Here is a 19,160-nt window from a genome sequence, read left to right as displayed (position 1 = left end):
AGTGCGTCAGGTGCAAGCAACGTCAAATCAAACCCTCTTATTGGGAAACATTGCGGAGAAATTTAGCAATGCCCACTGTCTTTTGCAGTCGGTGCAGAATGGGGAGCCCGTGTGCAGTCTGTCAACCGTGGACTGCGGTTGTCAAAAGTTTCCGGCTACCTCCGCTGCGACGGTGCGATCAGCTCTGCAGCTTGGTAACGCGTCGGCGGACCGCCAGGATCACCGCAAGCGCGACGAGCATGGCTGCGGGCGCGTCACCCACCCGTGCGTAGACGGTCGGCGGGATCGCGGCCGGCAGGTTTGCATCCAAAATGCCTTCGATGCCGAGGCCGAGGCTGGCGACGTTGCGGCCCACCGGATCGATCACGGCGGAGATACCGGTATTGGCGGAGCGAACCAGCGGCAATCCGAGTTCGATCGCGCGCATCCGCGACTGCTCCAGATGCTGATAGGGACCGGTCGAGATGCCGAACCAACCATCATTGGTGAGGTTCACGATCCAGCCCGGACGCTCGTTGCGTCCAGCCACTTCGCCGGGAAAGATGGCTTCGTAACAGATCAGCGGCAGCGCGGGCGGTGCACCGGGTACCGGCAGCGCGTGTCGTACCGTGCCGGGAATGAAGCCGCCGCGCACACGCGTCAGTTGCTCGAAACCGAGCTTCTCCATCAGTGCCTGGAAGGGAAGAAATTCGCCGAACGGCACCAAATGCAACTTGTCGTACACTGCGAGCACGCTGCCGTCGTGATCGATCACGTAGATCGAATTATAGGCACGCGTGATCGGCGTGCTCCGGGGCAGGTCGGGCGCGCGGACTGACCCCGTGATCAGTACCGTGCCCTTGGGCAGAAGGTCTGCAATCTGAGCCATCGCGTCGGCTTCGCGAGTCAGGAAGAACGGAAAGGCGGATTCCGGCCAGATCAGGATGGTGGCATCGCGCACGCCGGTCGATTGCGGACCCGAGGCGCGGTCCGACAACGCCAGGTATTTCTTCATCACCTCCGCCTTGGCGGCGTAGTTGAACTTGGCGTTCTGCTGGAGATTCGGCTGCATCAGGCGCAGCTTGGCGCCCGATACCATCGTGGTCGGATGCAGCGACAGGCGGATCGCGCCGAAGATGCTCATGACGATCAAGAGTGCGATTGCCGCCGCCGGCACGCGCCATGGCAGGCGGCGATCGGGCGTGCGGTCAATCAGGGTCGCGGGGCTCGCGAAGATCGCAACCGTCAGGAACGTCATGCCCCACAGTCCGATCAGCGACGCCGCCTGCGCCAGCGGCAACGGCTCGGAGAGCGCATAGCCGAACGCGTTCCAGGGAAAGCCGGTCAGGGCATGGCCGCGCAACCATTCGCTCAACGTGAGGCTTGCTGCGAGCGCAAGCACCCGCGTGGCGTCCTTGGTCCAGAGCAGGCGTGCCAGCGCAAAGCCAATGGCCGTGAAGACGGACAGATAGGCCGGCAGGCCGAGCACGGCGAACGGCGTCAGCCAGGCGAACACATCGGCATCGACGAAAAAGGCGTAGCCGATCCAGTAGAGGCCGGGCACGAAATAGCCGAGGCCGAACCAGTAGCCGGTCAGTGCCGCGGCCGGGACGCCGCCATAGCGTCCCGCGCCAGTGCCGTCGATCAGCCAGACCAGCACCGGGAAGGTGATGAACAGCACCGGGAAGAGGTTGAACGGCGCCAGTGCCAGCACCGACAATGCTCCAGCCGCCATCGCGATGACGGCGCGCTTCCATCCCCAGGCGAGGATGATGGCAAGCGCAATCTGCCGAAGTCGCTGGAACGGACTCACTGTTGGCCCGTCCCGTCGCTTGGCGGCGGGCTGGGCGTGTCGCTGGCGGGCGATTGACCGCTGTCCGTCGCGGCTTCGCGACGCCGGCTCTCGCGCTGGGTGCGCGGGGCGGGACGTTCTTTGCGCGTCGAGATGCGCAGCCGCTTGACGCGGCGCGGATCGGCATCGAGCACCTCGACCTCGTAATTGCCGGGGCCCGAGATCACCTCGCCGCGCACTGGCAGACGCCCGACGAAGCTGACGAGATAGCCGCCCAGCGTCTCCACCTCCTCGCCGGCTTCACCGGTGACGAAATCCTCGCCGATCACCGAGCGGACGTCGTCGAGGCTGGCGCGAGCATCGGCGATGAAGGCGTTGTCGGGCAGGCGCACGATCGAGGGCGGCTCGTCGCTGTCGTGCTCGTCGTCGATCTCGCCGACGATCTGCTCGACGATGTCCTCGAGCGAGACCAGGCCGTCGCTGCCGCCATATTCGTCGACCACCAGGGCGAGGTGGATGCGCGTGGCCTGCATCTGCGCGAGCAGGTCGATCGCCCGCATCGACGGCGGCACGTAGAGCAGCTTGCGGATGATGCGCGCGTCCTCGAGCGGCAGCGCAAGGTCCACGGCCTTCAGATCGAGCCCGGCGGGCAGCGGTTTCTTGCGCTTGGTCTTGGTGGCCTCGGACACGCGCGCCCGCGCGGTCATGAAAGCGAGCAGGTCGCGGATGTGGACGATGCCGACGGGATCGTCCAGCGTCTCATTATAAACGACTAGGCGCGAATGGCCGGCGCTCTCGAAGCGGTCCATCAACTCGCCGAGCGGGATGTCGCGCTTCACCGCGACGATGTCGGCGCGATGCACCATGACGTCGGCGATGCGGCGCTCGTGCAGGCCCAGGATGTTGCGCAGCATGGTGCGCTCGACCGCGGAAAAGCCGGTGTCGTCGGGCGTCGTTGCGTTGAGCACGACCTGGAGGTCTTCGCGCACCGATCCGGCCTTCCAGCCGAACAGCGTCCGGATGGCGCGCAGCAGCCATCCTTCCGCGGTCGGGCGCATCACCTCGCCCTGGGTCACGACGGCGGGCAGATTGGCCGTGTTGCGTGGGTTGTCCTGAATAGGGTCGGAATCCGGCATCTCAGTGCGTCCCTGCGCGGTCTGCATAGGGATCGGGAATTCCAAGGTGAGCCAGGATCTGCGTCTCCAGCGCTTCCATCTCCTCGGCGTCGTCCTCGTTCTCGTGATCGTAGCCGATCAGATGCAGGAAGCCGTGTACGGCGAGGTGGCTCAAATGGTGGTCGAACGGCTTTTGTTCCTCGTCGGCCTCGCGCCGCATGGTCTCGTAGGCGATCGCGATATCGCCGAGCATGCGCGGCGCATCACCCGGCTTCCACTCGCCCTCCGGCTGGAGCGCGGGAAACGACAGCACGTTGGTCGGCTTGTCGATGCCGCGCCAGTTGCTGTTGAGGGTGCGGATGCCGGCATCATCGGTCAGCATCACGGCCACTTCCGCGTCGGCAACGTCTTCGTCGACACTCTCGGCGGCGGCCGCAACGGCGCGCTGGATCACGGCTTCGGAATCGGGCTCTCGCTGCCAGCAATCGGCGACGACGAGGACTTCGGTCATGGGAAGGTTGGGATGGGACATTGTGCTGTCTGGGACGAAAGGGCGCATTGTCCGCGCCCCCAGGGGTCCCGCTGTTGCCTCGTCAGGATTGGCCGGCGACCGGCCGCTGCGGCGAACCTTCGTAAGCGGCGACGATCCGCGCCACGAGCTCGTGGCGGATCACGTCCTCGGCTTTGAAATGAACCTGGGCAATTCCCTCGACGCCGCCCAGGAGGCGGGTCGCTTCGGCCAGGCCCGAGGTCTGGCCGTTCGGCAAGTCGATCTGCGAGGGGTCGCCTGTCACGATCATGCGGCTGTTCTCGCCGAGGCGCGTCAGGAACATCTTCATCTGCATCGACGTGGTGTTCTGCGCCTCGTCCAGGATGATGGCGGCGTTGGTGAGGGTGCGGCCGCGCATGAAGGCGAGCGGCGCGATCTCGATCTCGCCGGTCTGCAGCGCACGCTCGACGATGCGTGCATCCATGAGGTCATAGAGCGCGTCGTAGATGGGACGAAGATATGGATCGACCTTCTCGCGGAGATCGCCGGGCAGGAAGCCGAGCCTCTCGCCGGCTTCCACCGCCGGACGCGACAGGATGATCTTGTCGACCTCCTTGCGCTCGAACAGTTGCGCGGCATGCGCGACCGCAAGCCAGGTCTTGCCGGTGCCGGCGGGGCCGATGCCGAACACCAGCTCGTGACGCTTCAGCGCGCGGATGTAGGAGTCTTGAGCGGCCGTGCGCGCGCGCACCGGGCGCTTGCGCAGATTGATGCTGTCGAAGGCCGATTTGGCCGATTTGGCGTCGAACTCGAACAGCGAGCCCTGGGCGATGACGGCGCGGATCGCGCCTTCGACCTCGCCCTGGTCGAGGTCCTGTCCCTTCACGGCCTGGGCGTAGAGCACCTCCAGCACGCGGCGTGCGGCGTCGCAGCCGTCGCGCGTGCCGCCGATCGTGATGTGGTTGCCTTTGGAATCGACGACGACACCGAGCCGCCGTTCGATCTGCGCCAGATGCTGGCCGTAGGGGCCGACCAGCGCGGATGCGGCACGGTTGTCGTCGAAGTCGATGACGACCTGGGTCTCGGGCGGAACTTGCATGTCGCGGTCAAATTTGCGGCTGGGAGCGATAGAAGACGAATCCGATGCGCTTTTTGGCAAGGGTTCAGGCTCCAATGGCTTGCGATAAAGCGGGCTCACGCGCGGGGCGCGGTGTGGCGAGCTCGCCGAGGAAGCTGTAGCGCTCGAGGCTGTCGATCCGCACAGGCAGGATGTGTCCGATGATGTCGGGCGAGGCCATCACGTGGGCGGGCTGCAGGAATGCGGTACGGCCGACGATCTGGCCGTCCTTGCGCGCCGGACGTTCGAACAGCACGTCGACCGTTGAGCCAATCGCAGCCTTGTTGAAGGCCGATTGCTGGCTGTCGATCAGTTCCTGGAGCCGCTCCAATCGCTGGTCCATCTCGGCGGGGGACACCGTCTCCTGCATATCCGCGGCCGGCGTTCCCGGCCGGGCGGAGTATTTGAACGAATAAGCCGCAGCGTAGCCGATTTGCGTGACAAGCGCGAGGGTGGCGAGAAAATCTTGCTCGCTCTCCCCGGGGAAGCCGACGATGAAATCTGATGAAAAAGCAATGTCTTGGCGCGCGGTGCGGAAACGGTCGATGACCCGCCGGTAATCATCGGCGGTATGTTTCCGGTTCATGGCCGCCAGAATGCGGTCCGAGCCCGACTGCACCGGCAGGTGCACGAACGGCATCAGGGCACCGAGATCGCGATGGGCAGCAATCAGACTGTCATCGACGTCGCGCGGATGGCTGGTCGAATAGCGCAGCCGCGCAATGCCGGGAATCGTCGCCAGATGCTCGAGCAGTCTGCCGAGCGGCCAGGCTTTCCCGTCCGGCCCCTCGCCATGATAGGCGTTGACGTTCTGCCCGATCAGCGTGAGCTCGCGCACGCCGTTGTCGGCAAGCCGCCTCACGTCGTCGATGATCCTCGCCACGGGGCGCGAGACTTCCGCGCCGCGCGTATAGGGCACCACGCAGAAAGTGCAGAACTTGTCGCAGCCTTCCTGCACGGTCACGAAGGCGGAAATGCCGCGCGCGCGGATCGCTGCGGGTTTTGGCTGGGCCAGGAAGCCGAACTTGTCCTCGGCCGGAAACTCGGTCTCGATCGCCCGGCCTTCGTTGCCGGCGCGCTTCAACAGTTCGGGCAGATGATGGTAGCTCTGCGGTCCGACCACGACGTCCACGACAGGCGCGCGGCGCACGATTTCCTCGCCCTCTGCCTGCGCCACGCAGCCCGCGACCGCGATCTGCATGGTGCGGCCCCCGCGTGCGGCCTCGTCCTTGGCGACGCGCAGGCGGCCGAGCTCGGAATAGACTTTTTCCGAGGCCTTCTCGCGGATATGGCATGTATTGAGGATGACGAGGTCGGCCTCCTCGGCGCTGGCCGTCTCCACGAATCCTTCCGGAGCCAGCGTGTCCACCATGCGCTGGGCATCGTAGACGTTCATCTGGCAGCCATATGATTTGATGTGCAGCTTGCGCGGCGGCGTCATGGAACCCGAAAATGGAGGTGGAGGACGGCCCTCAGATATAGGCTGGAGGGTGGAAAATCCAGCAAATCGAGGCCATTTGCGCCGTCATTCCGGGGCGCGTGCAGCGTGAACCCCGAATCTCGCGCCAAAATGTCCGGATTCCGGGTTCACGCGCCTCGCGCGTGCCCAGAATGACGGTGAGAAAGCGAAGATCAGCCCGCCAAGGCCTCCGCCGCGACCCGCCGAACCAGCTCCGGCAATTGCCGCATATCGTCGAACGTTAGTCCGGCACCGGCGGCACGAAGCCTCTCGGCATGGCCGGTCGGGCAGTGGCTGCCACCATGAAAGCCCAGCACGGACATCCCGGCCGCATGCGCGCCGGTCACTCCGGGGACGCTGTCCTCGATCACGAGACATCGCTCGGGCGCGACTTTCATCTGTGCGGCTGCAAACAGAAACAGATCGGGCGCAGGCTTGCCGCGAGCGACCTGGCTTGCGGAAAAGATGTTGGGAGCGAGCAGGTCGTACAGCCCGGCACAAGTCAGGCCGTGAAGGATCTTCTCCGGTGTGCCGCTCGACGCGACGCATTTGGGCAAATTAATCGCGGCGATCGCGGCCGCCACATGGGTGATCGGGTGGAGATCGCTGGCGTAGAATTGCAGCGTGGCCGCACTGATCTGCTGCTCCAGGTCACCCGGGAGGCTGCGGCCGATCTCCTGTTCGACCATCAGTCGTGCGTCCTTCTCGGATACGCCGAGGAAACGGACCAGCACCTGCTCGGATGTGATCGGATAACCGTGCCGCGTCAGCACGTCCGCATGGGCGCGACAGGAGATCACCTCGCTGTCCACGAGCACACCGTCGCAATCGAAGATGATGAGATCGATGGGCACTAAATCAGGACGTCGGCTTGTCGTCGTCGAGCGGGACGCAATAGAGCTCGAGCCGGTGGTCGACCAGCTTGTAGCCGAGCTTGCGGGCGATCTCCGCCTGCAGCTTCTCGATCTCCTCGGAGGTGAACTCGATCACCTTGCCGTCGCGCAGATTGATGAGGTGGTCGTGATGGCTGTCGCGCATCGTCTCGTAGCGCGCGCGGCCTTCGCGGAAATCATGACGCTCGATGATGCCGGCATCCTCGAACAGTTTTACAGTCCGATACACGGTCGAGATCGAGATCTTGTCGTCGACGGCGACGCAGCGCCGGTACAATTCCTCGACATCGGGATGATCGACGGCCTCCGCGAGCACGCGCGCGATGACGCGGCGTTGCTCGGTCATGCGCATGCCGGTGGCGGCACAGCGCGCCTCGATACCGGAGGCCTTGGATGCGGCGGAAGCTTTAAGTCCAGTCATGTGTTGTCTGCCTGACGGGGCGCGTTCTGCCATCGATATTACGACAAGTCACGTCGCATCAGAAGGGCGTTCAATTGTTCCCCGTCCGGCTGCTTATAGTAGCGTTCGCGGCGCCCGACCACCATGAATCCGCACCTGTCGTAGAGTCGCCGCGCCGGCTGGTTGTTTTCCTCGACTTCGAGAAATATTGTGCGCACGCCGCGCCCCGCGAGATGGCCGAGATGGGTCATCAGCAGCGCGCGGGAGAGGCCGCGGCCACGATGGGCCTCATCCACCGCGATCGAGAGGATTTCCGCCTCGTCCGCGCCGATCCGCGACACCGCAAAGCCGATCGTCTTGCGGCCGAGACGCAACCGATGCACCAACGTGTTGCGCTCGCTGAGCATGCCCTCGAACTCGCCTTCGCCCCAGCCGCGCGCGAAAGAGGCGCCGTGAAGCTGCGCCAGCCGCGCGGCATCGCGCGCGGATGCGGGCTCGACGGCGGCCGTGCCGCCGCGCCACCATTGCGACAGCCACCTCATCATGAGGTCGCGGCTTGTGCTGCAAATGGCGGCTGCGCCGGCGGCTTGGCGTCGGGTGCCTTCAAATAGAACGGGCGTGCCGGCGTTGTATCGGGATTGGCGGCTGCGCCGAGCCATGCGACCCAGCTGATGTCGGGCGCGGCCTGCGCATCGACCGCGACCGGCTGCGGAATATCCTTCGGCCAGCGCTCGGCGAGGATCCCTGCGGCATTGCCGACCAAATGCGGCGCACCGAATTGCGAGGCCGCGATCGCCTCGTCGATACTGGCGACCTTCGGTCGCACCAGCTGGCTGCCATCGCCGGCGACGATCTGGAAATAGACGTGATCGTGCCGCGCGTCGATCGCCGAGATCACGGGCGCTGATTTGCTCTGGCCAACGATGGCGGCGGCATAGGCCGACAAGGTGGTGAGGCCGATCGCGGGCCGCTCGGCTGCGAGCGCAAGGCCGCGCGCCGCCGAAATGCCGACGCGCAGGCCGGTGAAGCTGCCGGGACCGACGGTGACCGCGATGCGGTCGAGCGAGGCGAAGGCGAGACTGGCCGATTGCATGACGCGCGCGATCATCGGCATCAGGGCCTCGGCGTGGCCGCGCTTCATGAGAAGCTGCTCCTGCGCGAGGAGCTCGCCGGCTTCGGTGTCCAGCACGGCGACGGAGCAGGCGTCGAGCGCAGTATCGATGGCGAGGATCAGCATGGCCTGATCATAGCATTGGCAACTGGATGATGGCCAAGGTTCTCGCCGTCATGGCCGGGCTTGACCCGGCCATCCACGACTTTGCGGCCCCAAGAACGTGGATGCCCGGGACAAGCCCGGGCATGACGGAGTGAAATCAGTGCGCAGACTCTGCAATTCACATCGGCCGGACTTCGACCACGTCGGGCACGAAGTGCTTGAGCAGGTTCTGGATGCCGTGTTGCAGCGTCGCGGTCGATGACGGGCAGCCGGCGCAGGAGCCCTTCATGTTGAGATAGACGATGCCGTCCTTGAAGCCGCGGAAGGTGATGTCGCCGCCGTCATTGGCGACCGCCGGCCGCACGCGCGTCTCAATCAGGTCCTTGATCATGTCGACCGTTTCGGCATCGGACTCGTCGAAGAACTCGTCCTCGTCGTCGAGATCAGCATCATCTTGAGTCGCGCCGTCGGCGAGCAGCGGTGCGCCGGACATGTAGTGCTCCATGATGGCACCGAGGATCGCGGGCTTGAGCTGCTGCCATTCACCGTCCGCCTTGGTCACGGTGATGAAGTCCGATCCGTAGAACACGCCGGTGACGCCGGGCACCTCGAACAGCTTTTCGGCGAGCGGGGAGCGCGTGGCGGCTTCGCGGCTCGAAAATTCCATCGGGCCGCCATCGACCACGACGCGGCCGGGGATGAACTTCAGCGTGGCGGGATTGGGGGTGGCTTCGGTTTGAATGAACATGGCTCTCTCCAGACGTCGCCGGTTCAAGGCCGGCGCGTGCCCTAATCCCTAGCAGATGGCGACGGCGAACGCACGATCAAGGGGTCAGAACGACGTTCTGTTGTTATATCAGCGGGTTAAGTGCGTTCTTACCTTCCCTGGAGAGGGAGGGTGAGAGGCGTCCTACGACAGCGAATCCACGCTTTCGTCGCTCAGCGCGCCGGAAATGATCGTCATCGGGATCGGGAACGTGCCCACCTCGTGCGCGAGCAGGGCGACCAGGGGGCCCGGCCCTTCCGCGCCGGGATTGGCGGCGAGCACCAGCATGGCGATGTCGGGGTCCTCGTCGATCACGGCGAGCAGTTGTTCCATCGGCGTGCCTTCGCGGATCACCCGCTCCGGGGTGATCGCGGCGATGCCGTTGGCGCGGCCGGCGGCGCGGTCGAGCGCGGCCTCCGCCGCTTCCTGCGCCTCCGCGCGCATGATGTCGGCGACCCCCAGCCATTCCTGGCTCTGCTGATTGGGCTCGATGATACGCAGCATCACCACGCCGCCGCCGACGCGGATCGCCCAGCGGCTGGCATAGTAGACCGCGCGATCCCATTCGGCGGTGTCATCGACGATGACGAGGCATTTGGGCTTGTGACCCGGCTCGTAGCAAAGTCGCTTGCTGGTCATGCATCTCCCGGAATCTGCAGGCACAGCATGCTGCCACACTCCCGCAGCGTTGGGGAGGGGAGATGCGGCCGGCGCGTCAGCGCCGACCATCTTTAGCGCCGGTAGATGAAGCCGACGATATCCTTGGAGAGCTTCATCGTCTCGTCGGCGATGGCGCGGGCCCGGTCGGACCCGTCGTTCAGGATCGCGTCGATATGGCCGGGGTCGGCGACGAGGCGCTTCATTTCGCCCGCGATCGGCGCGAGTTTTGTCACGCATAGCTCCGCCAGCGCGTTCTTGAAGCTGGAGAACTGGCCACCGCCGAATTCGCGCAGCACATCCGCCTTGGCCCGGCCGGAGAGCGCTGCGAAGATGCCGACGAGATTGTCGGCCTCGGGACGGGCTTCCAGCCCCTTCTCCTCTGACGGCAGCGGTTCCGGATCGGTCTTCGCCTTGCGGATCTTCTGCGCGATGGTGTCGGCGTCGTCAGTCAAATTGATGCGCGAATTGTCCGACGCATCGGATTTCGACATCTTCTTGGTGCCGTCGCGCAAGCTCATCACCCGCGTCGCCGGCCCCGTGATCAGGGGTTCCGGCAGCGGGAAGAACAGGCCGTCATTGTTTCCCTGGGCGCGAATGGAATCGCCAAAGTCGTTGTTGAACTTCTGCGCGATGTCGCGCGAGAGCTCGAGATGCTGCTTCTGGTCCTCGCCGACCGGCACGTGCGTGGCCCGGTACAAGAGGATGTCGGCCGCCATCAGCACCGGATAGTCGAACAGCCCGACCGAGGCGTTCTCGCGGTCCTTGCCGGCCTTCTCCTTGAACTGGGTCATGCGGCCGAGCCAGCCCATGCGCGCGACGCAGTTGAAGATCCAGGCGAGCTCGGCATGGCCCGAGACCTGGCTCTGGTTGAACACAATGTGCTTGTTGGGATCGATGCCGGCAGCGATGAACGCCGCGGTGACCTCGCGGGTGTTGCGCGTGAGCTCGGCCGGGCCGCCCCAGACGTCGATGCCTTGGGTGATCGCGTGCATGTCGACGACGCAATAGATGCAGTTGTGGGTTTCCTGCATCTTCACGAAGTTGACGATCGCGCCGAGGTAATTGCCGAGATGCAGATTGCCCGTCGGCTGGACGCCCGAAAAAACCCGTTCAACGAATGGCATGGTCAGCTTTCCCATAGGTATTCGGCCGTCGTTTCCAACAGCGGCGCTGCCCCGTCAAGGGTATTTCGCCGGGCTCGCGGCTTAGGCCGGCCGTTTCAACGCGTTAACCGCCTCGCGCCAGGAGGCTGCGCCGAGGGTTTGCAGGAGCAGGCCGTAGACGGCTATCCCGGCCGCGATCTGCACGCCCAGCACGATGAACTTGATGAAGCCATGGGTCTCGGCCGGCACGAGGTCCACGGTGAGCCAGAGCAGGGCGCCCATGGCGGCTGCGGCGAGCACGATCCGCGGCAGCCGTTTGCGGGCGGTGGCATCGACCGAGAAGCCGAACTCGGCCGTGCCCTTACGGAGCAGCGAGAGCGCGCTGCTCCAGGCACCAAGCGCGATGCTGGCCGCGATTCCGCTCGCGCCGAAGACATGACCGAGCAGAACCGCGAGGGCGACCGTCACCACGAAGCCTTTGGCTGTGGCGAGCAGCGGCGTCATCGTGTCGCCGCGGGCATAGAACGCCGGCGACAGCGCCTTGATCAGCACGTGGGCGGGCAGGCCAAGTGCCAGCCACGTCAGCGCATGCGCGGTTGCCGTGCTGTCATTCGCGCCGAAGGCGCCATGCTCGAACAGCAGCCGCACGATCGGCTCGGCCAGCACGATCAGGCCGAGCGTGGCGGGCAGCGCCAGCCCGGTCGCAAGCTCCAGCGCACGGGATTCCGCATGCGCCACCGCCTCCCGGTCGGAGCTGGCGATGGCGCGCGTCAGCTCCGGCACCAGCACGGTGCCCATGGCGACGCCGACGATGCCGAGCGGCAGCTCGATCAGCCGGTTGGCGAAATAGAGCCAGGACACAGCGGACGGCGTCGCCGAGGCGATGATCGCGCCGGCCACCATCAGCCATTGCGGGCCGGAGCTTGCGATCATGCCGGGAATGGCCTTGGCGAAGAAGCCGCGCATCTCCTTGTCGAAACTCACGCGCAGCGGGGTGGCCAGTCGCGCACTTTGCTGCGACAGCAACATCAGCAGTTGCAGCAGGCCGGCGATGCCGACGGTCGCCGCCAGCATCCACGCCGCAAAAGCGGCATCGGCGCGCCAGACCAGGAGCATCGCGATTGCGGCGATCAAGGCGATGTTGAACAGCAGCGGCGAGAACGCCGTGAGCGCAAAGCGTCCTTGCGCATTCAGCAGGCCCATCAGGACGGTGACCGGGCCGGCGAAGGCGAGATACGGCAGCATCAGCCGCGCGTTAGCGATGGCAAGATCGAGCGTCGCACTGCCGACAAATCCCGGCGCGATCACCGTGATGATCAGCGGCATCAGAAGCGCGATGCCGATCGAGATCGCGACCAGGGCCGCGCTGACCGCGCCGAGCACGCGTCCCGCGAATGCCGAAGCGGCCATCTCGCCATCGCGGTCGCGCACCCGCAGCCAGGCCGGGATCAGCGCCGCATTGAGCGCCCCCTCGCTGAGCAGGCGGCGCACCACATTGACGAGCTGGAAGGCCGCCAGAAACGCGTCCGCCACGGCGCCGGTGCCGAGCAGCGCCGCGATCAGGGAATCGCGGGCAAAGCCCAGCAGCCGCGAGGCCAGCGTTCCCGTCGAGACGGTGAGAAAGGAGCGGATCATGCTCTTTAATAATACCGTTGCTTGCCCGTGCAGGCCCGGTCGTGATAGGCCGCGAGCCGGATTTCAGGCCGACAGGAAGCGGATTTCCGCTGGGATCGCAATCCGCCAAACGGGATCAAGGTGAATGGCTGACGTGAAATATGACGTTCTCGGCATCGGCAACGCGCTGTTCGACGTGCTGGTCAGGACCGACGAGGCCTTTCTGGCCAGGCACGGCATGGCCAAGGGCAGCATGTCCCTGATCGACGAGGGGCGTGCGGCGGCCATTTACAAGGACATGGGTCCGGCCACGGAAGTCTCGGGCGGCTCCGCCGCCAACACCATCGTCGGCATCGGCAGCCTGGGGGCACGGGCCGCCTATGTCGGCAAGGTCAAGGATGACCAGATCGGCAAGCTCTATGTCCACGATATCCGCGCTGCCGGCGTTGCCTTCAACACGCCCGCCGCGACGGACGGTCCCGCCACCGGTTGCTCCTACATCCTGGTCACGGATGACGGCGAGCGCACCATGAATACCTATCTCGGCGCGGCGCAGGATCTGTCGCCAGCCGATATCGATCCGGCGGAAATCGCCGGCGCCGGCATCGTCTATCTCGAAGGCTATCTCTGGGATCCGAAGAACGCCAAGGACGCCTTCGTCAAGGCGGCCAAGATTGCCCATGATGCCAGGCGCAAGGTGGCGCTGACATTGTCGGATTCGTTCTGCGTCGACCGCTATCGCGACGAGTTCCTTTCCCTGATGCGCAACGGTACCGTCGACATCGTGTTCGCCAACGAGTCCGAGCTGCACTCGCTCTACATGACGTCGGATTTCGATACCGCGCTGAAGCAGCTGCGCAATGACGCCAATCTCGGCGTGGTCACCCGCAGCGAGAAGGGCTGCATGGTGGTTTCGTCTGAAGATGCCGTCGCGGCGCCGGCCTTCCCGGTCAACAAGGTGGTCGACACCACCGGCGCCGGCGACCTCTTCGCCGCAGGCTTCCTGTTCGGCCTGGCGCGCAATCTTGCGTACAAGCAGTGCGGCGAGCTCGGCGCGCTCGCGGCCGCCGAAGTGATCCAGCACATCGGCGCGCGGCCGCAAGTGTCGCTGAAGGAGCTTGCCCAGCAGCGCGGGCTGACGGCGTAGGTCCCCCGCTCTCTCCCGTCATTGCGAGGAGCTCTTGCGACGAAGCAATCCAGAACCCCTCCGCGGGGACGGACTGGATTGCTTCGCTACGCTCGCAATGACGGTGTGGATGCAGGTTCTCGGCCGTCACGCCGTCTTCGCCGCCTTCAGTCCGAGCCGCTGCTCAACGGCGTCACGCATCAGGAACTTCTGGATCTTTCCCGTCACCGTCATCGGGAATTCGTCGACGAATTCCACGTAGCGCGGGATCTTATTGTGGGCGATCTGGCCCTCGCAGAAGGCGCGAACCTCCTCTGCGGTCAGCGTCTCGCCCGATCTGACGCGGACCCAGGCACAGAGCTCTTCGCCATAGCGGGTATCGGCAACGCCGAAGATCTGCACGTCCTGGATCTTGGGGTGACGGTAGAGAAACTCTTCGATCTCGCGCGGATAGAGATTTTCGCCGCCGCGGATCACCATGTCCTTGATGCGGCCGACGATATTGCAATAGCCCTCGTCGTCGATGACGGCGAGGTCGCCCGTGTGCATCCAGCCGTTGGCGTCGAGCACGTCGGCCGTCTTTTCCTTCTCGTCCCAATAGCCAAGCATAATGCTGTAGCCGCGGGTGCACAGCTCGCCCCGTTCGCCGCGCTTGACGATCCTGCCCTCGAGGTCGATGACCTTGACCTCGACATGCGGATGGATCCGTCCGACCGTGGAGACACGCCGCTCGAGCGGATCGTCCGTCGCGCTCTGGAAGCTGACCGGGCTGGTCTCGGTCATGCCGTAGGCGATCGTGACTTCGCGCATGTTCATCTCGGTGTTGACCCGCTTCATCACCTCGATCGGGCAAGGCGCGCCGGCCATGATGCCGGTGCGCAGTGACTTGAGATTGAAAGTCGCGAATTCGGGGTGATCGAGCTCGGCGATGAACATGGTCGGCACGCCGTAGAGCGCCGTGCATTTCTCCTGTTCGATCGTACGCAGCGTCGTGAGCGGATCGAATCCCTCGCCGGGATAAACCATGGTCGTGCCGAGGGTGACTGAGGCAAGATTCCCCATCACCATGCCGAAGCAATGATAGAGCGGCACCGGAATGCAGATGCGATCCTGCTCGGTGAGGCGCATCGCCCGTCCCGTGAAATAGCCGTTGTTGAGGATGTTGTGATGGGTCAGCGTCACCCCCTTGGGCGATCCCGTCGTGCCGCTGGTGAACTGGATGTTGACGGGGTCGTCGAACTGCAGCTCTCGGCCGAGCGCAACGAGCTGCTGGCGATGCTGGTCGCCGCCAATGCGCGCGACCTCGTCGAAGGGAATCGTGCCGGCAGCGGCGGGGCCGCCGATCTGGATCACGATCCGCAGGGCCGGCAGCCGTGCCGATTGCAACTGCCCTGGCTCGGCGCCTGACAGCTCCGGCAACAGCGTGTTGAGCATCTCCATGTAATTGCTGGACTTGAACGCCGTGGCGGTGACGATCGCCGCGCAGCCGACCTTCTTCAGCGCAAACTCCAGCTCGCTCAAGCGATACGCGGGATTGATCGTCACCAGGATGAGACCGGCCTTGGCGGCGGCGAACTGGGTCAGCGTCCATTCCGGCCGGTTCAGTGACCAGATTCCGATCCGTGCCCCCCGCTCGAGACCGAGTGCGAGAAAACCGGCGGCGAGCGCATCGACCCGCTCGGCGAATTCCCGCCAGGTCCATCTGACGCCATGGCTGGGCGAGACCAGCGCTTCGCGGTTTCCCCAGCGCTGCGCGGCCTGATCGAGGCTGCGGCCGATCGTGTCGCCGAGCAGCGGCGCGTCCGAGATGCCGCAAACGTAGCTGTCGCCCTTGTCCGTCAAGTTGATGTCCTCCAGCCTAAGCCTTGTCTCCCGTGCCCGGACCGGGTGCCTCACCGGGCACGAGAGTATCCATTGTGTCGTGAGCGCGCGACAAGTCGCGCCTCATGCTAAGGGGCTAGGCTGCCTTCTGCCCGCTCCCGGCAGCATCGAGCCCGGCATAGACCCCGCGCTCGAAGCCCGCGAACGCTTCCAGGCATTTCGCGTCGGCGAACGGCAGCAGCTGCATCAGGATCACGCCGGTGACGTCGCGGGCCGGGTCGATCCAGTAATAGGTGTTGGCGAGGCCTGCCCAGGCGAGGCTGCCTGCGCTGCGTCCTTCCGCGGTCTTGGCGGTGTTGATCATGAAGCTGAGGCCCCACTTCTTCACCTGCTCCGGATAGAGATCGACGTCGTTGGTGTACATCGGTGCCGCCGTGGTCATCTTGCCCATGGCGAGATCGCCGATGTGGTTCTGTCCCATCGTGGCGACCGTCTCGGCCTTCAGCACCTGGTTGCCGTTGCCGCGGCCCTTGTTGAGGATCATCCGGGTGAACTTGATGTAGTCGGCCGCCGTCGAGTAGAGGCCGCCGCCGCCCATGTGGAATTCCGGCTCCTGCTCGAGCTCGAACGGGATCGATGCGAGCTGGCCGTCCTCGCCGCGCGCGTGCATGCCGACGAGGCGCTTGCGCATGTCCTCGGTGATCTTGAAAGCCGTATCGCTCATGCCGAGCGGGCTGAACAGATTGTCGCGCAGGTAAACATCGAGCCGTTTGCCGCTGGCGGCCTCCACGGCCTTGCCGACGAAATCGATGTTGGTGCCGTACTCCCAGCGCGTGCCGGGGTCGGTCATGATAGGCGTCTTCAGCGCCGCATTCTGGCAGGTGGTGATGGCGGGAATGCCGTTCTTGTCCAGATAGAGCGCAAGATCACCGTTCCACATGTTGTAGCAGAAGCCGGCGGTGTGGGTCATGAGTTGGCGCAGCGTGATCGGCCCCTTGGCCGGCCGCAGCTTCGCTTCGCCCTTGGCATCGAATCCTTCGAGCACCTGCGGCTTGGCGAGATCGGGCAATACATCGCCGATCGGCGCGTCCAGCGACAGCTTGCCCTGCTCGACCAGCTGCATCGCGCCCGCCGACGTCACGGCCTTCGTCATCGATGCGATCCAGAACACGCTGTCCGCCGTCATCGCATCGGGCTTCGACAGGTCGCGCTTGCCGAACGCGCCCTGGTACAGCACGTCGTTACCGCTGGCAGCGATCGCCACGACGCCGGGGATTTCCCTGGCATCGCTCTTCTGGCGCAGAATCTCGTCGATCTCGGCTTTGCTCTGCATGCGTGTTTCCTCCGGTTTGATTATTGTTGGAAGTGATCGATTGTCCTCCCCCGCGCCCCGCGCGGCAAGCGTGTCCAGATGCCTGCGGCGGTCGCGATGTCGTGACTTGACGGGCCGCACCCGGCGCAGGACGACAGGACGGCTGAACTGCAACACTCCGTCACAATCTGCGGTGGATGACTGTGGCCCGCCGTGACCTTGGATGGCGCCGCCGGTATGTTTCGGGTGTTTGAATCACTTGAAACATTTTGTGCGTTGCGGCGTTTCAGCACGCGGCCAATCGGCCGGCGACAGTAAGACTTGATGCAAATTGGCGGCTGCTGAGCGGCCGCGAGGGGGACCTCAGATGATTTCGACCTGGAGCGAATGGAAGCGCTATCCCCGTCCCGGACGGGGCGAGAATTTGGAGGCGCCGATTTCGCCCGGCATCTACGAGGTGCGCATCGCCGGCACCGGCGCGCTCTATTCCTTCGGTGCGGTCGACAATCTGGCGCAATCCCTGGCGCTGCTGCCGATCGGCTCGAAAAACTGGTTCGGCCGCCGTAACCCGTCCGACGTTCCCGATCTCGAATACCGGACGTGCGCAACGTCGTCGAAGGCCGACGCCAAGGCCGCGGCCGAGCGCATGATTGGCCGCCGCGAAACCTATATGAGCGGCGCGGCGTAAGGCCGCCCTCTTCCAAGCTACAGGCAGATGTGCGTTGCGGGGCGGTGCATTGGGCACCGCTTGCCCCTATATTCCGGCCGATCCGATCGCCCCTGGGAGTAACGCCATGACACCGACCGCCGCCGCACGCGCCCCGCAAGCCACCGCCACCCTGCGCGACCGGTTGAAGGACCCTTCGCTCCTGAAGGAGGCCTGCTACATCGACGGCGCCTGGGTCGGCACCCCGGTCTTCGCGGTCAACAATCCCGCGACCGGTGTCGAGCTCGCAAAAGTTCCGCAGCTTGGTGCCGATGATACGACCAAGGCGGTCGAAGCCGCCGAGCGCGCTTTCCCGGCCTGGGCCAAGCACACCGCCAAGCAGCGCTCCAACATCCTGCGCAAATGGTTCGAGCTGATCACGGCCAACCGCGAGGACCTCGCACTGATCCTCACCTCCGAGCAGGGCAAGCCGCTCACCGAGGCGCTCGGCGAGGTCGACATCGGCGCCGCCTATATCGAGTTCTTCGCCGAAGAGGCCCGGCGCGTCTATGGCGAGACCATTCCGACGCAGCGGCCTGACGCGCGGCTGCTCGCGATCAAGCAGCCGATCGGCGTCTGCGGCGCAATCACGCCGTGGAATTTCCCGAACTCCATGATCACCCGAAAGGTGTCGCCGGCGCTCGCCGCCGGTTGCACCGTGGTGCTCAAGCCCGCCAATGAAACGCCGCTGTCGGCGCTGGCGCTGGCGGTGCTCGCCGAGAAGGCCGGCATCCCCAAGGGCGTGCTCAACATCGTTACGGGCGACGCGCCGCCGATCGGCAAGGTGCTGTGCGAGCATCCGGCGGTGCGCTTCGTCGGCTTCACCGGCTCGACCGCTGTCGGCAAGATCCTCTACCAGCAGGCCTCCGTCGGCGTGAAGCGGCTCGGCCTCGAGCTTGGCGGCAATGCGCCCTTCGTGGTGTTCGACGACGCCGACATCGACGCCGCGGTCGAAGGCGCCATCGTCTCGAAATACCGCAACATGGGCCAGACCTGCGTCTGCGCCAACCGCCTCTACGCCCAGGACAAGATCTACGACGAATTCGTGCAGAAGCTGTCGAAGAAAGTCGCGGCGATGAAGATCGGCGACGGCACCGAGAGCGGCGTCACGCAAGGGCCCCTGATCAACATGAAGGCGGTCGACAAGGTCGAGCGCCACATTGCGGACGCCGTCAAGCGCGGCGCTAAAATCGTCACTGGTGGCAAGCGCAGCGAGCTTGGACGCTCGTTCTTCGAGCCCACCGTGCTGGCCGACGTCAAGTCGGACTCGCTGGTGTCGCAGGAGGAAACCTTCGGCCCGCTCGCGCCGGTCATCCGCTTCAAGGACGAGGCCGACGTCATTGCGATGTGCAACGCCTCGCCGTTCGGTCTTGCCTCCTACTTCTATTCCCGTGATCTCGGCCGCGTCTGGCGCGTCGCCGAGGCGCTGGAATCAGGCATGGTCGGCGTCAACACCGGCCTGATCACCACCGAGGTCGCCCCCTTCGGCGGCGTCAAGGAGAGCGGGCTCGGACGCGAAGGCTCGCGTCACGGCATGGAAGAATATGTCGAGATCAAATACGTGATGATGGCGGGGGTTTAGGGGTTCGTC

18 protein-coding genes are annotated in these 19,160 nt (G+C 65.0%); 3 read left to right on the top strand and 15 right to left on the bottom strand.

Features of this window, described 5'->3' with window-relative positions; all coding sequences use genetic code 11:
* Window positions 1-178: 178 nt before the first annotated feature.
* The 13 genes from lnt to murJ form a co-directional block, all read right to left on the bottom strand.
* Window positions 179-1,792, bottom strand: coding sequence for an apolipoprotein N-acyltransferase (gene lnt / locus ACFDR6_RS05430; RefSeq protein WP_212083428.1), 1,614 nt, complete (start codon window positions 1,790-1,792; stop codon window positions 179-181).
* A complete protein-coding gene (locus tag ACFDR6_RS05425) occupies window positions 1,789-2,907 on the bottom strand; it encodes a hemolysin family protein (RefSeq protein ID WP_249153196.1) in 1,119 nt (372 codons plus the stop codon). The genes lnt and ACFDR6_RS05425 overlap by 4 nt, the downstream gene beginning before the upstream one ends.
* A 1-nt stretch (window position 2,908) precedes the next feature.
* Window positions 2,909-3,418: an rRNA maturation RNase YbeY gene (ybeY, locus tag ACFDR6_RS05420; protein ID WP_212083436.1), complete on the bottom strand. Its 510-nt coding sequence runs from the start codon at window positions 3,416-3,418 to the stop codon at window positions 2,909-2,911.
* A gap of 61 nt (window positions 3,419-3,479) precedes the next feature.
* On the bottom strand, window positions 3,480-4,475 hold the full coding sequence (locus tag ACFDR6_RS05415) for a PhoH family protein (RefSeq protein ID WP_212083438.1): 996 nt from the start codon (window positions 4,473-4,475) through the stop codon (window positions 3,480-3,482).
* 64 nt (window positions 4,476-4,539) lie between these two features.
* The gene (gene miaB / locus ACFDR6_RS05410) at window positions 4,540-5,934 is read right to left on the bottom strand and encodes a tRNA (N6-isopentenyl adenosine(37)-C2)-methylthiotransferase MiaB (protein ID WP_212083440.1); all 1,395 of its coding nucleotides are present in this window, start codon (window positions 5,932-5,934) and stop codon (window positions 4,540-4,542) included.
* Window positions 5,935-6,125: 191 nt separating this feature from the next.
* Complete coding sequence (locus ACFDR6_RS05405) at window positions 6,126-6,806, bottom strand: HAD family hydrolase (RefSeq protein WP_375857685.1); 681 nt, start codon at window positions 6,804-6,806, stop codon at window positions 6,126-6,128.
* A 4-nt stretch (window positions 6,807-6,810) separates the two neighbouring features.
* The gene (locus ACFDR6_RS05400) at window positions 6,811-7,266 is read right to left on the bottom strand and encodes a Fur family transcriptional regulator (protein WP_008540193.1); all 456 of its coding nucleotides are present in this window, start codon (window positions 7,264-7,266) and stop codon (window positions 6,811-6,813) included.
* 38 nt (window positions 7,267-7,304) lie between these two features.
* Window positions 7,305-7,790 (bottom strand): ribosomal protein S18-alanine N-acetyltransferase, encoded by a 486-nt coding sequence (rimI, locus tag ACFDR6_RS05395; RefSeq protein ID WP_317241654.1) that lies wholly within the window; start codon window positions 7,788-7,790, stop codon window positions 7,305-7,307.
* Window positions 7,787-8,482, bottom strand: a complete 696-nt coding sequence (tsaB, locus tag ACFDR6_RS05390) for a tRNA (adenosine(37)-N6)-threonylcarbamoyltransferase complex dimerization subunit type 1 TsaB (RefSeq protein ID WP_375857684.1) — start codon at window positions 8,480-8,482, stop codon at window positions 7,787-7,789. Before tsaB ends, rimI begins: the two co-directional genes overlap by 4 nt.
* 157 nt (window positions 8,483-8,639) lie before the next feature.
* On the bottom strand, window positions 8,640-9,209 hold the full coding sequence (locus tag ACFDR6_RS05385) for a NifU family protein (RefSeq protein ID WP_375857683.1): 570 nt from the start codon (window positions 9,207-9,209) through the stop codon (window positions 8,640-8,642).
* Window positions 9,210-9,371: 162 nt separating this feature from the next.
* Window positions 9,372-9,866: a universal stress protein gene (locus ACFDR6_RS05380; protein ID WP_212083450.1), complete on the bottom strand. Its 495-nt coding sequence runs from the start codon at window positions 9,864-9,866 to the stop codon at window positions 9,372-9,374.
* A 92-nt stretch (window positions 9,867-9,958) separates the two neighbouring features.
* Window positions 9,959-11,011 (bottom strand): tryptophan--tRNA ligase, encoded by a 1,053-nt coding sequence (gene trpS / locus ACFDR6_RS05375; protein ID WP_375847870.1) that lies wholly within the window; start codon window positions 11,009-11,011, stop codon window positions 9,959-9,961.
* Window positions 11,012-11,092: 81 nt separating this feature from the next.
* Window positions 11,093-12,625 (bottom strand): murein biosynthesis integral membrane protein MurJ, encoded by a 1,533-nt coding sequence (murJ, locus tag ACFDR6_RS05370; protein ID WP_375857682.1) that lies wholly within the window; start codon window positions 12,623-12,625, stop codon window positions 11,093-11,095.
* Between the two features lie 124 nt (window positions 12,626-12,749).
* Between murJ and ACFDR6_RS05365 the strand changes: the two genes are divergently transcribed.
* Entirely contained in the window at window positions 12,750-13,751 is a 1,002-nt protein-coding gene (locus ACFDR6_RS05365; RefSeq protein WP_375857681.1) for an adenosine kinase, read from the top strand.
* A 126-nt stretch (window positions 13,752-13,877) separates the two neighbouring features.
* Here ACFDR6_RS05365 and ACFDR6_RS05360 read toward each other — a convergent pair whose 3' ends face one another.
* Entirely contained in the window at window positions 13,878-15,572 is a 1,695-nt protein-coding gene (locus tag ACFDR6_RS05360; RefSeq protein ID WP_375857680.1) for an AMP-binding protein, read from the bottom strand.
* A 115-nt stretch (window positions 15,573-15,687) separates the two neighbouring features.
* On the bottom strand, window positions 15,688-16,884 hold the full coding sequence (locus tag ACFDR6_RS05355; RefSeq protein ID WP_317241649.1) for a serine hydrolase domain-containing protein: 1,197 nt from the start codon (window positions 16,882-16,884) through the stop codon (window positions 15,688-15,690).
* A 346-nt stretch (window positions 16,885-17,230) separates the two neighbouring features.
* On the opposite strand from ACFDR6_RS05355, the gene ACFDR6_RS05350 reads away from it, so the two are divergent.
* Both ACFDR6_RS05350 and ACFDR6_RS05345 read left to right on the top strand, forming a co-directional pair.
* Window positions 17,231-17,551, top strand: a complete 321-nt coding sequence (locus tag ACFDR6_RS05350) for a hypothetical protein (protein ID WP_212083469.1) — start codon at window positions 17,231-17,233, stop codon at window positions 17,549-17,551.
* Window positions 17,552-17,657: 106 nt separating this feature from the next.
* Entirely contained in the window at window positions 17,658-19,151 is a 1,494-nt protein-coding gene (locus ACFDR6_RS05345) for an NAD-dependent succinate-semialdehyde dehydrogenase (RefSeq protein ID WP_375857679.1), read from the top strand.
* The last annotated feature ends 9 nt before the right edge of the window (window positions 19,152-19,160 follow it).

Source organism: Bradyrhizobium tunisiense, from assembly GCF_042263385.1.
Lineage (GTDB): Bacteria > Pseudomonadota > Alphaproteobacteria > Rhizobiales > Xanthobacteraceae > Bradyrhizobium > Bradyrhizobium tunisiense.
This window is presented reverse-complemented; position numbering and strand designations above follow the sequence as displayed.

Coding starts and splice junctions, on each gene's coding strand:
- ACFDR6_RS05415 (WP_212083438.1), bottom strand. CDS start 4,475: ATGCAAGTTCCGCCCGAGACCCAGGTCGTCATCGACTTCGACGACAAC.
- ybeY (WP_212083436.1), bottom strand. CDS start 3,418: ATGTCCCATCCCAACCTTCCCATGACCGAAGTCCTCGTCGTCGCCGAT.
- ACFDR6_RS05350 (WP_212083469.1), top strand. CDS start 17,231: ATGATTTCGACCTGGAGCGAATGGAAGCGCTATCCCCGTCCCGGACGG.
- ACFDR6_RS05345 (WP_375857679.1), top strand. CDS start 17,658: ATGACACCGACCGCCGCCGCACGCGCCCCGCAAGCCACCGCCACCCTG.
- ACFDR6_RS05355 (WP_317241649.1), bottom strand. CDS start 16,884: ATGCAGAGCAAAGCCGAGATCGACGAGATTCTGCGCCAGAAGAGCGAT.
- ACFDR6_RS05380 (WP_212083450.1), bottom strand. CDS start 9,866: ATGACCAGCAAGCGACTTTGCTACGAGCCGGGTCACAAGCCCAAATGC.
- tsaB (WP_375857684.1), bottom strand. CDS start 8,482: ATGCTGATCCTCGCCATCGATACTGCGCTCGACGCCTGCTCCGTCGCC.
- ACFDR6_RS05385 (WP_375857683.1), bottom strand. CDS start 9,209: ATGTTCATTCAAACCGAAGCCACCCCCAATCCCGCCACGCTGAAGTTC.
- miaB (WP_212083440.1), bottom strand. CDS start 5,934: ATGACGCCGCCGCGCAAGCTGCACATCAAATCATATGGCTGCCAGATG.
- ACFDR6_RS05425 (WP_249153196.1), bottom strand. CDS start 2,907: ATGCCGGATTCCGACCCTATTCAGGACAACCCACGCAACACGGCCAAT.
- ACFDR6_RS05400 (WP_008540193.1), bottom strand. CDS start 7,266: ATGACTGGACTTAAAGCTTCCGCCGCATCCAAGGCCTCCGGTATCGAG.
- murJ (WP_375857682.1), bottom strand. CDS start 12,625: ATGATCCGCTCCTTTCTCACCGTCTCGACGGGAACGCTGGCCTCGCGG.
- trpS (WP_375847870.1), bottom strand. CDS start 11,011: ATGCCATTCGTTGAACGGGTTTTTTCGGGCGTCCAGCCGACGGGCAAT.
- rimI (WP_317241654.1), bottom strand. CDS start 7,790: ATGATGAGGTGGCTGTCGCAATGGTGGCGCGGCGGCACGGCCGCCGTC.
- ACFDR6_RS05365 (WP_375857681.1), top strand. CDS start 12,750: ATGGCTGACGTGAAATATGACGTTCTCGGCATCGGCAACGCGCTGTTC.